The following is a 15,389-nucleotide window of genomic DNA, read 5'->3' as shown; positions in this document are numbered from 1 at the left end:
AGGCCAACTTTCGGAGAAGACCCGTGACCCTTAGAATAGAGTCCGCAGCTGGTTTTCAAGGCGGCGCATTTGAAGCCGGAAATGCCAGCTTAAAGAGCGAACAATATAGCAAACCTGACGCGCACGCTGCTCAGGCCGCTGGCAGCGATACAAAAATCGCGCCCACCTCCCCGCAAAAAATTGCATCTGTTTCAGAGAAGTCGGTCGACCAGTTCCCCAAGCTCGTTGGCCCCGAAGCGCCTGCAAGCCTTTTATTCCAAGTCTCGCTCGCTGCTAGTGCCAAAGCGAAAGCAAATCAACAAGCCGAAGCTACGGGCGATCCAAAATCTCCTATCTTTCCAAAAATGATCAACCGACGTTGGGTGCCCTCACCATCAGCCATCCGAATGTTAGAAGAGATGAAATAGTTTATCGATTTGCGAGAGACGGTAATTCGCCGTTAACCGTAAAAATACCGCGAGTTGCCCCATTAAGGTTTGATTCAGTCGACACGGGCTTTATGGGGTCAATGCTGGAAAAGCGCGTATTGCTTGACCAGGAGTAACGCAGACCAGAATGGTCTGTTTAAAGCCAGAATGGAGTATTTAGTAACATGGCTATTCAACTATCAGCAGCGGTTCGTCAGAACCTAACGGCCCTTCAAGGTACAGCGGATCTTTTGGGTAAAACACAAAACCGTCTATCGACTGGTTTGAAAGTTAACTCAGCACTCGACAATCCAAATTCGTTCTTTACGGCTTCGAACTTGAATTCACGTGCTTCTGACCTGTCATCACTTCTTGATGACCAAGGCCAAGCGGTTCAAACGCTTAAAGCTGCTGACGAAGGTATTCAAGCTATTACCAAGCTCGCAGAAGCGGCAAAAGGTAAAGCCAACCAGGCTCTACAGTCATCTTCTTCGTCAGACCGTAAGAAATTTGCTGGCGAATATAATGAGCTGCTAAACCAAATTGAAACATTGGCAAAAGATTCTGGCTATTCGGGCAAAAACTTGCTTGCTGGTTCAGGCAACGATTTGTCAGTGGTATTCAACGAAAGTGGTTCGTCAAAATCGAACATCTCTGCTGTCGATTACACAGACACCTCTAGTGCCCTTGGCCTTTCAGATTTGGGTTTGGGTACAGTTTCAACTTTGACGGTTTCAGAAGCAGCGTTGGAAGCTGCAGATGAAGCTGGCGATACACTGACGCTTTCAATTGGTAGCACAAATCACTCGATTGCTTTTGACGCTGGTGCAACTACTGAAACAGTTGCTGCAGCGATTAACGCAATTGACGGTGCGACAGCAACAACAGATGGTACCACTCTAACAGTTACCGCAATTGGTGGTGAGCTTGCGCTAGACGATAATGTCAATGCAGGTTCTGCTTCTGATTTGGCAACAGTAGCCGGTTCGGGCTTTGTCGCAGGTAGCTTTGAAACGGATGAAGGTATCAATTCGACATTGAGCAGCCTAACGTCTGCATTGAGCACATTGCGTTCGCAAGCCTCAACATTTGGTACAAACCTAACCGTTGTTGAAAACCGTCAAGACTTTACCAAGTCTATGATCAACACACTTGAAGAGGGTGCTGGCAAACTAACATTGGCTGATAGTAACAAAGAAGGTGCAAACCTTCTTGCGTTGCAGACACGTCAATCGCTTGCATCGACTTCATTGTCATTCGCTTCACAAGCGGATCAAAACGTCCTTCGTCTACTGTAAAAACGACGAACAAATACACTTTTAGGGCGGACCTTCGGGATCGCCCTTTTTTTGGGCTCAAATTTCACATTAACTCCCCGTTAGCTATAATCGTGCATTTTCTAGAGCAGAGGTTCCAGGAAGGAACCCTTAAGTACCTAGAAAAGGAATTTAGTAAATGTCTGAAATGATTCATCTTTCGTCCGCCGTGCGCCAAAACCTGCTTTCACTGCAGGGCACAGCAGACTTGATGTCAAAAACCCAAAATCGTCTCGCCACTGGCCTAAAAGTCAACTCTGCGCTGGACAATCCAGGTTCATTCTTCACCGCATCATCATTGAACAACCGTGCGTCAGATCTTGGCGGGCTGCTCGATGATATGGGACAAGCAGTCCAAACACTAAAAGCTGCGGATGAAGGCATCCAATCGATTACAAAACTGGTGGAAGCCGCAAAAGGTAAAGCCAACCAAGCTCTGCAATCTTCATCTTCCGCAGACCGTAAGAAATTCGCTGCTGAATATAACGAACTTCTCTCGCAAGTTGAAACACTCGCGAAAGATGCTGGCTATTCCGGTAAAAACTTACTGGCTGGAACCGGCAATGATTTGTCAGTTGTATTCAACGAAACAGGCAGTTCAAAACTGGGTGTTTCTGCGGTTGACTACACCGATACTACAGGATCACTTGGTCTTGCAGATCTAGGTTTGGGTACAGTTTCAACTTTGACGGTAACAGAAGCCGCGTTGGAAGCTGCAGATGAAGCTGGCGATACACTGACGCTTTCAATTGGTAGCACAAATCACTCGATTGCTTTTGACGCTGGTGCAACTACTGAAACTGTTGCAGCAGCGATTAACGCAATTGACGGTGCGACAGCAACAACTGATGGTACCACACTAACAGTTACCGCGATTGGCGGTGAACTTGCGCTAGACGACAATGTCAATGCAGGTTCTGCTTCTGATTTGGCAACAGTAGCGGGTTCGGGCTTTGTCGCAGGTAGCTTTGAAACGGATGAAGGTATCAGCGCGTCTCTTACGAGCTTGTCTTCGGCGTTAAGCACATTGCGTTCACAAGCGTCAACTTTTGGTACGAACCTTACAGTTGTTGAGAACCGCCAAAACTTCACAACCAAGCTAATCAATACACTTGAAGAAGGTGCGGGTAAATTAACTCTTGCCGATTCAAACAAAGAGGGCGCGAACTTGCTTGCATTGCAAACTCGCCAGCAACTCTCCTCAACATCCCTATCGTTTGCGTCTCAGGCAGATCAGAACGTATTGCGGCTGTTCTAAAAACAAGACAATTCAGTATTGCGTATGTCTCAAAAGGCGGTGCTTCGGCATCGCCTTTCTTCTTTTAACCTTCTGGAATAAAACAACTTTCGCATTTTGCAACAAAGTCTTTCGCAAAATGCGAACGCATTAACCTTTTATTATCCATAGACAGGCATCCTCGATATCAGATCCCAGGAAGGGATTCTTGACTACCTAGAAGAGGAATAAAAATGTCTGAGATGATTCACCTATCAGCCCCAGTCCGTCAAAATCTACTTTCGCTGCAATCCACAGCGGATATGATGGCAAAAACACAGAACCGTTTGGCTACCGGTCTCAAAGTAAACTCCGCCCTAGATAATCCAAACTCATTCTTTACAGGATCTGCACTAAACAACCGTGCGTCTGATCTGAGTAATCTGTTGGATGACATGGGCCAAAACGTCCAAACTCTAAAAGCTGCCGATGAAGGTATTCAATCAATCACCAAACTGGTTGAAGCCGCCAAAGGTAAAGCCAATCAAGCCCTTCAGTCTTCCTCCTCATCTGATCGCCGACGTTATGCAAGTGAGTACAATGATTTGCTTTCGCAAATTGAAGATCTTGCTAAAGATGCCGGATATTCTGGAAAGAACCTACTCGGCGGGGGAACAGCAAACGATCTGTCAGTAGTCTTCAACGAAGATGGAACGTCAAAACTAAGCGTTAGTGCAGTCGACTATACTGACACAACTGGCGCTCTTGGCCTCGCCGATCTTGGTTTAGGTACAGATTCAACGCTTACGGTGACTGAAGCAAACTTAGAAGCAGCAGATGAAGCAGGCGACACACTTACGTTGACTGTCGGAAGCACGACACACACAATCGACTTTGGTGCTGGCACCACTACTGAACAAGTCATTGCTGCAATTAACAAGATCGACAGCGTTTCTGCATCAACTGACGGTACAACACTAACCATTACTGCTGTTGGCGGTGAGCTTGCCCTAGACGATAATGTCAACGCCGGTTCTGGTTCCGACCTGACAACTGTTGCTGGTTCAGGCTTCGTAGCGGGTAGCTTCGAAACTGACGATGGCATCAACACCACACTAGGCAGTTTGTCTGGAGCCTTAAGCACACTTCGCTCACAAGCTTCAACTTTCGGCACCAACATGACGGTGGTTGAAAACCGTCAAAACTTCACCAAGAAACTCATCAACACACTTGAAGAAGGTGCGGGCAAATTGACCCTCGCCGATAGTAACAAAGAAGGTGCGAACTTGCTGGCGTTGCAAACACGACAGCAACTTTCTTCTACATCCCTATCATTCGCATCTCAGGCAGACCAAGCAGTACTTCGTCTATTCGGTTAGACAAGTCGCTAGGATCGGTCAGAAGGCGACGCGTGGGAACGGGTCGCCTTTTTTTGTGACGTTAGCAAATCTTATGCACAGTTAAACGGCACACTTTGTCCCAAATTGAAACCACCAACCATCCGCGTTAACCTTTCGGTAAGGTTAACAATTCATTGTCGATCAAGAATCAAGTACAAGAATTGTTAACTTTTAGCCAGGATGGTTTAGCATGGCCGACATTACCCTCTCCCAATCCGTTCGACAGAACCTTTTGTCACTGCAAAATACGGCCGAGCTTCTAGGACGCACGCAGAACCGTTTGGCGACAGGTAAGAAGGTCAATTCCGCGCTTGATAATCCCAACTCGTTTTTTACGGCTGAAGGATTAAACAACAGATCCAATGACTTATCGACATTGCTCGATTCCATGGGGCAAGCGGTCCAGACCATCAAAGCCGCCGATGAAGGCATGACGGCGATTGTTAAATTGGTTGAAGCCGCGAAGGCAAAGGCCAATCAAGCAAGCCAGTCATCATTGGTGACGGATCGGCAAAAGTTTGCCGCAGAATATAATGAGCTACTCAACCAAATTGAGTCAGTGGCAAAAGACGCTGGTTACTCAGGCAAAAACCTGTTGGCTGGTTTGGGAAATGACTTGCAAGTTGTCTTTAACGAGGACAGCTCTTCAAGACTGGATATTCAAGCAGTTGACCTAACGGATACGTCAGGATTGCTTGGACTGCCAGACTTAACAACGGGCACCGTTTCAACCGCAACTGTGACCGAAGCAAACCTGATTGCTGGCCGCGAATCTGGCGATACGCTGACCCTAACTGTTGGCGGCAAAACCCACACCATCGATTATGGTGCGGCGGCCACTGCGTCAGATATTATTGATGCGCTCAATTCGTTTGCCGATGTCAAAGCCTCGACCGACGGAACAACTGTGACAATCACAACTGCAGGCGGCGCAGATTTCACGCTGGACGACACCAATAGCACCAGTGATATGACGGCGGTGACAGGCACCGGCTATGTTCAAGGTGATTTTGATCTAGATACATCTGTTAATACGACATTGTCTTCAATCACAAAAGCGCTAGAAACCCTGCGCAGCCAAGCCTCCACTTTCGGTACAAACCTTACAGTTGTTGAGCATCGATCCAATTTCACAAAATCAATGGTGAACACCCTAACCATCGGTGCGGATATGCTCACGCTGGCGGATAGTAACGAAGAAGGCGCAAACATGCTTGCCCTACAAACGCGCCAGCAACTGTCTTCGACCGCGCTTTCGATGGCATCCCAAGCTGACCAAAGTGTGCTACGTTTGTTCGGATAAACAGATCAAATTTCTAAGGGTAAATAATGGCACTCAAGGTTGAACTAAAACCCAATGAAAAACTGATCGTTGGTGATTGCGTAATCACCAACGCAGATCAGCGCACACGTTTTTACGTGTCTGGGCGGTCTCCGATTTTGCGTGAAAAAGACATCCTCACATACGAAACTGCGGACAGCCCTGCAAAGCGGATCTATTTTGCAATTCAGCTGATGTATTTGGAAGATGACGTGGACAAAATTCAGGCAGAGTATTTTGTCCTGGTAAATGATTTTATTCGCGCTGCGCCATCAACAACCGCAATTGTTCACGACATAAATAATGAGATATTAACTGGTTCGCTGTACAAAGCTTTGAAGAAGGCTAAAAAGCTAATCGAGTACGAACGGGAGTTGTTAGGGAATGCAACAACAGGCAGCAGCGGCATACCAGCAAACAGCCAAAAAGACGGCTAACCCGCGTGAACTGGAAGCGATGTTGCTCTCAAAATCCGCAGCTCAACTACAAAGAATTCACGACGATTGGGACAATAAAAAGAGCGAGTTGGAAGGTGCCCTCACCTACAACCGTAAGCTTTGGACTGTCTTCTTGACGTCTGTCACTAAAGACGAAAATCCATTGCCGGTTGCGATCAAACAAAATGTAGCAAATTTGGGTATCTTTGTGATGAACCACACTATTGAGACCCTCGCCCACCCTGAGCCGAGCAAGTTGAATGTGTTGGTCAACATCAACCAAGAGCTTTCCGCAGGCCTTCGCACGCAATTGCAGAACGCGCAGGAATAGAAAAGTCACGCCGTGATTGTCTAACGCGTTCTTCTCGTGAACGAATAGCAACTATTTCCAGATATTATTGAACGTAGTTGACCAAGGACAGTCGACTTACCATCGCGGTGGTTTGGTAGCTGGCTTGCATGCGCGTCTGAAGTGCCAAAATCTTCATGGCAGTTTCTTCCATCGGCGCCTTTTCGATAGCCCCTAACATACCTTCCAACATAGATTCTTGTTGTTTTTGCCTTGCTTTGACGCGCCCGTTGGTGGTTTTCACAAGACCCAATTCCATTTGAATGACCTCAAGAGAACCTTGTTCGGAATTGTGAGATTCCGCTAAGCGCTCAGTCACCGCACTATTCAAAGATTGGTATTTTGCTTTGGCATTCGGGTCTGTGGGCGAGAATCCTTCAGCTGCAAAAACGGCGAGCGAGCGAATAAGGCGCGTCGGTCCCGATTCATTTGCTTGCACGCCATAAGAAACTCTTGTGGAACTATCAACGCGCGCATCCACCGTCCGGCGTGGATCAGTAGCGCTTTGTCCACCATACCAGATAACAGTATCGGCATCGGTCGCTGCTATCAAACTCGTCGCACTATCGTATGGTGGACCATCCACGCGTTGCGCTGTCTCACCATTTCCAGCAAAGAAGTTGTCAGACGCAGCAAAAGCAGATGCAGCTTCCAAGTCAGTCTTCGCCAATTCTGCGATTTTGGTATCAAGCGCCGTTTTAAAATTCGCCGCTGTTGCCGCCGTACTGCCGCCAATTTGGAATTCACCAGCTTTTGTCGGCGCTTCGGCTGTCGCCTTCATCTCAACAGAAATCGTGCGCCCATCCGGCATATCGAGCGAAATCATAATGCGTTCATTGTCCGACGGAATACCCGTGAAATCCACCGATGCTGACGGTGGCGCACCGGTCGGGCCGGTCAATGTTGTGGACGTACCGTCCGATGACACAGCATCAATTTTGAACCCAAATGGATGTGTCCCATCCTCAGCAAATGAAACAGTGGTGCCCGCAATACCTGTTGTAAGACGCCCCATACCGCTCGCGCCCAAGTCTGCTTCTTTGCGCTGAGACAAGATAGTGCGAAAGCCCGCCTTACCGTTCTCACCATTCATGATGGCATCCATACCAGCGATAGGCTTGTTTTCGGTTTCATTGCCGCCAAACAGATGACGACCATTCAAATCCGTGTTCAAAACGTCAATCATCTCAGACATTCTTGCCTCCGCAAGGTACTGTGCGGCCGTCATGTTGACCCCATTGATTTCGTATGAACCTTGCTGAGCTGAAGAACGCGCTTCGCTTTCAATCTCATCAATACGTTTCATTGAGTCGTTCATCATATTGATACGGATATCGACCAAGTCGATATTTTGTTTGAATGCTTCAATGCTGGTCAAACGCGACCGCAGGGTAATATCAACAACGCGGTCACCACCAAGTTCGGCCAAAGTTTGTGCGCGATCACCGGTGGCCAACTGTTGCTGCAACGAGCTTAACTCAGACCGCAAATCCGCAATTGTTCGAAAGTTAAATGAGGCTGGAAACATTGAATTATTGATAATCATTAATTGTCCTTACCCACTAAATTTGCATTAGGACGTCGACCAATTCCTTGGCGATCGTAACAACCCGCGCATTAGCAGCATATGCACTTTGCAATTGTAAAAGCATGGCCATCTCTTGGTCGACATCCACGCCGTATTCTTCTTTTGCCCTAGCCTCAAGCGTATCCATCACTACTTTTTGGCTCGACTGAATTTGGTTCGCCGAAGTCACAACATTGCCTTGATAATTCAAAACCTGCTGCAACAGATTGTCGACGTTTCCAGCGATACGTAATTTACCGCTACTGAGATCCGACCCGGTTTCTGCACTAAACTGCATATCATTGAGCTGATCGATAAAATGGTTGGCCCGTTTAGCATCACCAACCGAGGTGGTCGTTTCATATTTCACAAGCAAGGTAGCGTCAGCGATCACATTTTGGTTTACACCAATGCGTGCTGCAAATCCGCGCTTTTGCGTATCCCCGTCAAGCGAGTTGGTAAAAGAAGTTCCACCAACATCCACAAACAGGGAGAGCGCGGTACCGGCGCCCTGGTCAGCAGTGACCGTATGGAAGGAATTCACGCTGTTGATGTTGGTGGTATTCCCCGCGCCATCATCCAAAACACGGATCGTTGTTCCAGCAGGGTTGCTTACTGTTACAGCCGCGCCAAGTGAGGCATTTAACGAAGCTGCAACGGCCGCGATACCACCCGAGAAATCCAATCCGATGGTGCGAACACCATTTGAACCGGTACTATCCATCGGGAGTTTACTGGCGTCGTCAACCCGCTGCACCCTGACATTTTTGGTGACGCCGCCTTCTTCATATTCGATGGTGAAATAATTGCCTGCCTGCACATTTGCAAGATCCACTTCAAATCCGTCAGAACCACCGCTAGATACCGCAGTTCCTTCAGTTTTGACCGTACTCATCACCTGCGCAAGACTGGCTGCAATTTCGTCAAGCTGGTCCTGCAAATTAACAAGCGTTCTATCACGCAAGTCTAGAAGCCCTTGCAACTTGCCACTATTTAAGATGCCGTGCTCGACCACGTCCATCTTCAAACCTGAAGGCGTAACAATGCTTAACTCACCAACACCAGATTTACTGTCGTCCCGATCATATAGCGCATTTGCAGACAGGTTTCCTGCACTCTCAAACTCAAATTGAGACGCCTTATTGTCCAACAACCCAACACCGGATCTTGTATGCAAAGCAACAGAGCCGTCGTCTCTATATTGTGCCTTAACATCCACCATTTCAGAAATACGTAAAACCAACCGGTCACGCTCATCAAGTAGCGCAAGGCGCGTGTCATTGTCGCGCGTCGTGTCCGCCAAATCCTGATTTAATTCCGCAAGAGCGGACAGATTTTGGTTGAGCTCGGCCACGTAAACCATCATCTGGCTTTCGGTCTCTGACCGCATAGATTGCGTGGAGTTTGACAGAAAGTTCAGCGTTTCGGCCATGGACTGCGCGCGATCCACAACTTGAGACCGAGACACAAAGTCCTCAGGACTAGCCGTTAGCGCATTTAAAGACGATTTGAAATTTGCCAGTTGTGTATCAAGAGAATTGACACTGCCAGGCTTGCCCAGCAACTTATCAACCTGGTTCATGAAATCAGCGCGAACGCTGACTTCCCCCATTTTTCCTATCTCACGATGGGTTTGCGTTTCGAGCGACTGTACATATGCTCGCTGCACCTTTGCAGCATGCACACTACTACTGTTGACGCCAAGATCTTCAACACGTTGCAGGCTTTGCCTATGATAACCAGGCGTGCCCGCATTTGCGACATTTCGAGAGACGACCGTCAAGCCACGCTGGCTCAGATCCATCCCCGCAAGCGCATTCGCCAATGTTACACTTAAGCCCATATCAAACCCACATTTGGTCTAGTTCAATTCCCTAATACGTCAAAATCTACCGGACCATATTCAGTGCTTCTTGGAGCATCTCATCCGCACTTTTCACAATTCGAGTGCCTGCCGCATAAGCCTGCTGCGTAACAATGAGCTTCGTGAACTCTTCGGAGATGTCTGTGTTAGAACTCTCAAGCGCGGCCCCTGTGACATTGCCATCAATATCAAGGATCGCATCGCCAGATTCTGACGTCGCGGAATAGATACCACCATCATGCCGTCGCAATTGGTTTTCAGAATTGAACTGCGCGGTTACAACTTGCGCCAATTCAACCTTCTTACCATTGTTGTAGTTCGCAACGATCCGGCCTTCTCGGTTCACTTCAACCGACACAAATTCGCCTGCTGCATACCCGTTCTGAGAAAGCTTAGTGACCTCTGTGGCTCCGTTCGGATCGGCAAACTGTGTGACGCCGTTTGAACCATGTTGTAGTGTGACATCACCGATGGTGATCCCATCAATCGTTAAGCCTGTAAGATTGATTGAGGAGACAGACGGTGAAAGTGAACCATTTGTGGCAAAATCGTACGTCGTACCCACATTTGTCCATTGAGCATTCGTGCCCGTTGCGTCAGCGTCAGACTGATAGAACAAGTTCCATTTGTCGGTACCGCCATTGGCATAAGAATCTGTCTTCGCCCAACGTAGCTGCACGTTGGCAGGCGCACCATTTTCCGCATAAACCGTGATCGCACCGCCGGCAATTGAGTTAGTAAGGAACAGCGCGTTGTCATTTGCATTAACCGTCGCGATTGCACCACCAGTATAGGCGGTCGCATCGATCAACTCCGAATTGGGATTTGTGGGGTCATAACCCGCATTCTTAGGAAGTTGCGGCAGGTTCAATTGATAATTGAAAACAGCAGTTCGTTGCGAAGGCAAGAACGCGTTATCCAGTTGTATCACCTCAGGCACCGAACCTGCCACGTTCCCTGTCTTACTATCAATGGGAAGGCCCTTTAAGTAGGCGTTCGAACCATTGACCAAGTACCCTTCTTTATCCACATCGAAGTCACCTCGACGTGTGTAGAAATCTGTTCCGCCAAACACCGCGTTTCCGTCATTCACGCCGATTTTTTGCTCAACAACAAAAAATCCGCCGCCATTGATGGCCATATACGTGTTTCTATCGGCAACGGTGATGTCCCCTTGAACATCATTGGTTGCACGAGATTGCGCCAAAACCGCGCCGGCGATTTGACGATTAGATGGCGCGTCCGGGATCAAATCGACAAAGTCAGTTTCAATCCTCTTATAGCCGGTCGTTTGAGAGTTCGCGATGTTGCCTGAAATATGCTCAAGCGCGAAGGACTGAGCCTGTAGCCCCGTCACGGCCGTAGCCAACGCACCATAAATACCCATTACATTCTCCTTCTAAACACGATGTACGCATCGATTGCTCAAATGAATGCAATAACAATGCCAACTATGTAAGTGACTGTTTTTATTGTATTTCAATCAACACTCAACGCGCGGACGTAACGTCGAATGGAAGATTCAGCCCACCAAGCGGCAAGAATTTCCCACCTATCGCTCCTAATTGGCCTAGACTGATCCAAGTCAGCTTGACTTGCGGGGGCCTATAAACTCAGATATGAGCAATAATCCAGTTTGACCACGCGTAAGATGGGGCGCTCCCCCTTGGTGACACATGCTTTTTGCTTCCGTTGAAGAATACAAAAATAGCCCGCGCAAAGCCGTGACAGCGTTTGGCATGTCCGGTGTGGGTAAAACAATGGTTGCAAGCCAATTGCGCAATTGTGGCTGGTTCCACTATTCCGTCGATTACCGCATTGGCACCCGGTATATGGGTGAGCATATTGTCGATAATTTCAAGCAACGCGCCATGCGCGATCCGCTGCTGGCAGAGCTTTTGCGTTCAGACAGCATTTATATCGGCTCAAACATCACTTTTCACAATCTGTCGCCGCTTTCAACCTATCTAGGTAAACCTGGTAATCCAGATAAGGGCGGCATTGAATTCGCTGAATATAAGCGTCGGCAAGCACAGCACCGCATGGCCGAAATTGCTGCGATAAGTGACACCGCATATTTTATTGAACGGGCACGCAAAATTTATGGGTATGAACATTTTATCGCCGACACGTCCGGCTCGTTCTGCGAAGTGCTCAACCCAAATGATCCAAATGACGCCTGCCTGAAGGCTGCTACATCAAATACTGCGCTTCTATACATACGCGGCACGCAAGAAGACGAACAACGGCTTATTTCAAACTTTGTCAAAGCGCCAAAACCGATGTATTATAGTCCCGATATGTTGGATAGCGCGTGGGCCAGCTTTAAGGCCGAGAACGACATAGCAAATGACAATGATGTTGACCCAGACGAGTTTACCGTTTGGGGCTTTGCAGAACTCGTGCGCCATCGCCTACCGATTTATCAGTCCATCGCTGACAAATATGGCTACATAATTGAAGCACGTGACTACGAGACCATTCGCGACGACAAAGATTTCGACGCAATGATGATGATGGCGGTTGCACACCGCCTCAAAGGTTGAGTTGTTAACTCTTCCCGCCTAGGGTCTAAACCCAAAATTCCATACCAAAATTGACATCTATATTCTGACTAGTCAGAGCAAACCCGAAACCGGAGTATTTCCATGCCCATCAAAATTCCCAATGATCTGCCTGCCCGCAAAACGCTGGAAGCAGAGGGCGTTATGGTAATGGACGAGGATCGCGCCACACGGCAAGATATTCGCCCGCTGCAAATCGGTTTGCTCAATTTGATGCCAAACAAAGAACGCACGGAAACCCAGTTTGCCCGCTTGATTGGCGCCACACCGTTGCAGGTAGATCTAACCCTTGTGCGCATCACCGATCATCAGTCGAAAAACACATCCCAAGATCACCTTCTCAGTTTCTACAAAACCTGGGACGAAGTGAAACATCGAAAGTTTGATGGCTTCATCATCACTGGCGCACCGATTGCCCATCTCGAATTTGAAGATGTTGGCTATTGGGACGAAATGAAAGAGATCATGGATTGGACACGTACAAATGTGCATTCAACCATGTTTGTATGCTGGGGCGCACAAGCCGCCCTGCACTATTTCCACGACGTGCAGCGCTTCCGCCGTCCGAAAAAGGCCTTTGGCGTCTATCGCCACCAAGCCACCGCCGATGCGTCAAAATATTTGCTCGGCTTTTCTGACGATTTCGCCATTCCAGTTTCTCGGATCAATGATATTGACGAAGCTTCCGTTCCAAAGAACCTGCAAACGCTCGTGAGCTCAAGCGAAGTTGGCCTGTGTTTGTTGGATGATGCGGAAAACCGTCAACTCTTCATGCTCAATCACCTAGAATATGATCACCGTTCGTTGGCCGAAGAATATTTAAGGGATAAGGCAGCAGGCCTAGACATCCAACCCCCGATCAACACGTTTCCAAACGACGATGTAACAAAAGACCCACTCAACCGCTGGCGATCTCACGCCTATTTGTTGTTTGGCAACTGGATCAACCAGCTTTATCAAACAACCAAATATAATCTGGACGAAATCGGCCAATAGTTTGAACGTCGGCCATTAACACCTGCAAAACGCCAAACGTTTGAACTTCAACTCAAACGTTTGGTCCTTCATGCCACCTCATATTTCACCACGCTACCTATTTCCCATCTCGTCGTACGCGCCGGTTTGGGGATAAACTCGTTCGCTTTCCCTTGAATTATATCTACTAGATATATATCTATATGTATCTAGTAGATATAAATAGGATTATCCCATGAAACGCATTTGGTTTGTCGCAATCCCGTTACTTTTGGTTGTCATCGCATTTTTCGCCGCCTCTTCATTCCTTTCACCAGAATTGCCGACACCATCTGGCGCGCATAAAGTTGGATATCAACGCCTAACGATCTCAAAGGGTGACCGTTGGATTGACGCTCAAGTATTTTATCCGGCGGGTAAAACCACCAACGTTCAACCTGCTGCAATGCCGGGTGATTTAGCCGAGCAACTCTCTAAATCATTTGGCATGCCAGCTGCTGTGATGGCCGATGAGCGTACATTACCTGCTTATAGCGATGCGCCCGTCGCTTCTGGCAAACATCCTGTTTTGATTTTCAATCACGGCCACGGCATGTTCGGCACGCAGAACAATCACAACGTGTTAGAATTGGCCAGCCATGGATATGTTGTCTTCACGTTAAATCATCCAGAGCACAGCTTGCTGAGCAAAAGCGAAAACCAATCCGTCAGCAAAAGCGCAGACGTGGCAAACTACAGCGAGGAAGAAGCAATAACATTGCTAACCCGCCAAGCACTCGGCAATGAACAGCTGCGTTCAACGCCAAACTTGGATGAATGGAAAGTCACAATGGAGGCAATCCAACAGGAGGCATTTGCCGATATTGTCGACCAGTTTCCCGTTTGGATTGAAAACAACCAGATGATGCTTGATGCACTACCGGATCTAAATAACGGCAAACAACAAAGCCAGTTAGCAGGTGCATTGGACCTCAGCAAAATCGGATATTTCGGCCACTCTTTCGGCGGCGCGGTCGCGACCCATATGGGCATGAACGACAATCGCGTCAAAGCCGCTTTTAACTTGGACGGCCCCGTATTCACTTGGTCCTTGGCCGACAACCCCACAGCCAATTTTTGCTTTGCCTATGGCGACAGCAACAATCAAGCCGGCATCCAATCAGATTTTTCTTGGGCCAACCAACAGATCGCAATTGCAACAAATGGCTGTGAGTATGTTTTTGAGGGCGCTGCCCACATGAACTTTAGTGATTTGAATGAAATCACAATGCTCAAATGGTTTAATCTGCTTGGTCCAGTTGATGGCAAACAAATGCGCAACAACCTCAATCAATCTTTGCTACAGTTCTTCAACGCGCAATTGCGCCAGCAAGAACAATTCAGCGAACTCAACGGCGTCGAGCACAAGCAACACTGAGGCAGCAATGCAGGATAAAATCATACTCGGCCTATTGGCCTTTCAAGATGCCAGCCTTTATGACCTAAAAAAGACGATGGAACAGTCAACGACGATGTTTTACAACACGTCCATCGGCTCCATCCATCCTGCATTGCAAAAACTCGAACACCAAGAATTTGTAACCGTTCGCGAAGAAGCCAACGGTAAACGTATCAAGAAAATCTACAGTCGAACAAATGCGGGTGCCAAGGCTTTTCAAGACTGGATCAGCGAGCCCGTCGCCGTCTTTAAGACCAAAGATGAAAGCATGCTGCGCCTATTTTACTTTGGCCATATAGATGGTGACGTCAGCCAGCACATCCAACTCTATATTGACGAAGCTGACCAATGGATCGCCCTGCTTGAAGGCATGCTAGCCGCTCAAGACCTGTCAAAAGTGCCAAAGTCACACCGAAAAATCGCCTTCTTCCAGCTCGCAACAATGCGCTACGGGCTGGACACGATCAAATTCGGCCAACAATGGTACAAACAGCTTCTTGCAGATTACCAACAACAAAAACCCGATTGACAAATG

At 48.0% G+C, this 15,389-nt stretch carries 14 protein-coding genes; 11 read left to right on the top strand and 3 right to left on the bottom strand.

The window, feature by feature from the left end; genetic code table 11:
- Nucleotides 1-23 precede the first annotated feature (23 nt).
- From AC2D8L_RS02515 to flaF, 7 genes are all read left to right on the top strand, one after another.
- Nucleotides 24-407, top strand: coding sequence for a hypothetical protein (locus AC2D8L_RS02515; protein WP_484683880.1), 384 nt, complete (start codon nucleotides 24-26; stop codon nucleotides 405-407).
- 185 nt (nucleotides 408-592) lie between these two features.
- Nucleotides 593-1,705 carry a flagellin N-terminal helical domain-containing protein gene (locus tag AC2D8L_RS02510; protein ID WP_484683879.1) on the top strand — a complete coding sequence of 371 codons (1,113 nt, stop codon included), beginning with the start codon at nucleotides 593-595 and terminating at the stop codon, nucleotides 1,703-1,705.
- Nucleotides 1,706-1,862: 157 nt separating this feature from the next.
- Nucleotides 1,863-2,981 carry a flagellin N-terminal helical domain-containing protein gene (locus AC2D8L_RS02505; protein ID WP_484683878.1) on the top strand — a complete coding sequence of 373 codons (1,119 nt, stop codon included), beginning with the start codon at nucleotides 1,863-1,865 and terminating at the stop codon, nucleotides 2,979-2,981.
- A 212-nt stretch (nucleotides 2,982-3,193) separates the two neighbouring features.
- Complete coding sequence (locus AC2D8L_RS02500) at nucleotides 3,194-4,318, top strand: flagellin N-terminal helical domain-containing protein (protein WP_484683877.1); 1,125 nt, start codon at nucleotides 3,194-3,196, stop codon at nucleotides 4,316-4,318.
- Nucleotides 4,319-4,529: 211 nt separating this feature from the next.
- On the top strand, nucleotides 4,530-5,642 hold the full coding sequence (locus tag AC2D8L_RS02495; RefSeq protein WP_484683876.1) for a flagellin N-terminal helical domain-containing protein: 1,113 nt from the start codon (nucleotides 4,530-4,532) through the stop codon (nucleotides 5,640-5,642).
- Between the two features lie 26 nt (nucleotides 5,643-5,668).
- Entirely contained in the window at nucleotides 5,669-6,097 is a 429-nt protein-coding gene (flbT, locus tag AC2D8L_RS02490) for a flagellar biosynthesis repressor FlbT (RefSeq protein WP_484683875.1), read from the top strand.
- Nucleotides 6,045-6,428: a flagellar biosynthesis regulator FlaF gene (flaF, locus tag AC2D8L_RS02485; protein WP_484683874.1), complete on the top strand. Its 384-nt coding sequence runs from the start codon at nucleotides 6,045-6,047 to the stop codon at nucleotides 6,426-6,428. Before flbT ends, flaF begins: the two co-directional genes overlap by 53 nt.
- 64 nt (nucleotides 6,429-6,492) lie before the next feature.
- Here flaF and AC2D8L_RS02480 read toward each other — a convergent pair whose 3' ends face one another.
- From AC2D8L_RS02480 to AC2D8L_RS02470, 3 genes are read right to left on the bottom strand one after another with little or no spacing between them, the layout of a single operon-like run.
- Entirely contained in the window at nucleotides 6,493-7,992 is a 1,500-nt protein-coding gene (locus tag AC2D8L_RS02480) for a flagellin N-terminal helical domain-containing protein (protein ID WP_484683873.1), read from the bottom strand.
- Between the two features lie 16 nt (nucleotides 7,993-8,008).
- Entirely contained in the window at nucleotides 8,009-9,856 is a 1,848-nt protein-coding gene (gene flgK / locus AC2D8L_RS02475; RefSeq protein ID WP_484683872.1) for a flagellar hook-associated protein FlgK, read from the bottom strand.
- A 46-nt stretch (nucleotides 9,857-9,902) separates the two neighbouring features.
- Complete coding sequence (locus AC2D8L_RS02470; protein WP_484683871.1) at nucleotides 9,903-11,264, bottom strand: flagellar hook protein FlgE; 1,362 nt, start codon at nucleotides 11,262-11,264, stop codon at nucleotides 9,903-9,905.
- Nucleotides 11,265-11,553: 289 nt separating this feature from the next.
- Between AC2D8L_RS02470 and AC2D8L_RS02465 the strand changes: the two genes are divergently transcribed.
- The 4 genes from AC2D8L_RS02465 (at nucleotide 11,554) to AC2D8L_RS02450 (ending at nucleotide 15,383) form a co-directional block, all read left to right on the top strand.
- Nucleotides 11,554-12,423 (top strand): ATPase, encoded by an 870-nt coding sequence (locus AC2D8L_RS02465; RefSeq protein ID WP_484683870.1) that lies wholly within the window; start codon nucleotides 11,554-11,556, stop codon nucleotides 12,421-12,423.
- A gap of 102 nt (nucleotides 12,424-12,525) precedes the next feature.
- Nucleotides 12,526-13,437, top strand: coding sequence for a homoserine O-succinyltransferase (locus tag AC2D8L_RS02460; RefSeq protein WP_484683869.1), 912 nt, complete (start codon nucleotides 12,526-12,528; stop codon nucleotides 13,435-13,437).
- Nucleotides 13,438-13,651: 214 nt separating this feature from the next.
- Nucleotides 13,652-14,833, top strand: coding sequence for an alpha/beta hydrolase family protein (locus AC2D8L_RS02455; RefSeq protein WP_484683868.1), 1,182 nt, complete (start codon nucleotides 13,652-13,654; stop codon nucleotides 14,831-14,833).
- Between the two features lie 7 nt (nucleotides 14,834-14,840).
- The gene (locus AC2D8L_RS02450; RefSeq protein ID WP_484683867.1) at nucleotides 14,841-15,383 is read left to right on the top strand and encodes a PadR family transcriptional regulator; all 543 of its coding nucleotides are present in this window, start codon (nucleotides 14,841-14,843) and stop codon (nucleotides 15,381-15,383) included.
- Nucleotides 15,384-15,389 lie beyond the last annotated feature (6 nt).

The organism is Maritalea sp. YIW29, from assembly GCF_057219265.1.
This window is presented reverse-complemented; position numbering and strand designations above follow the sequence as displayed.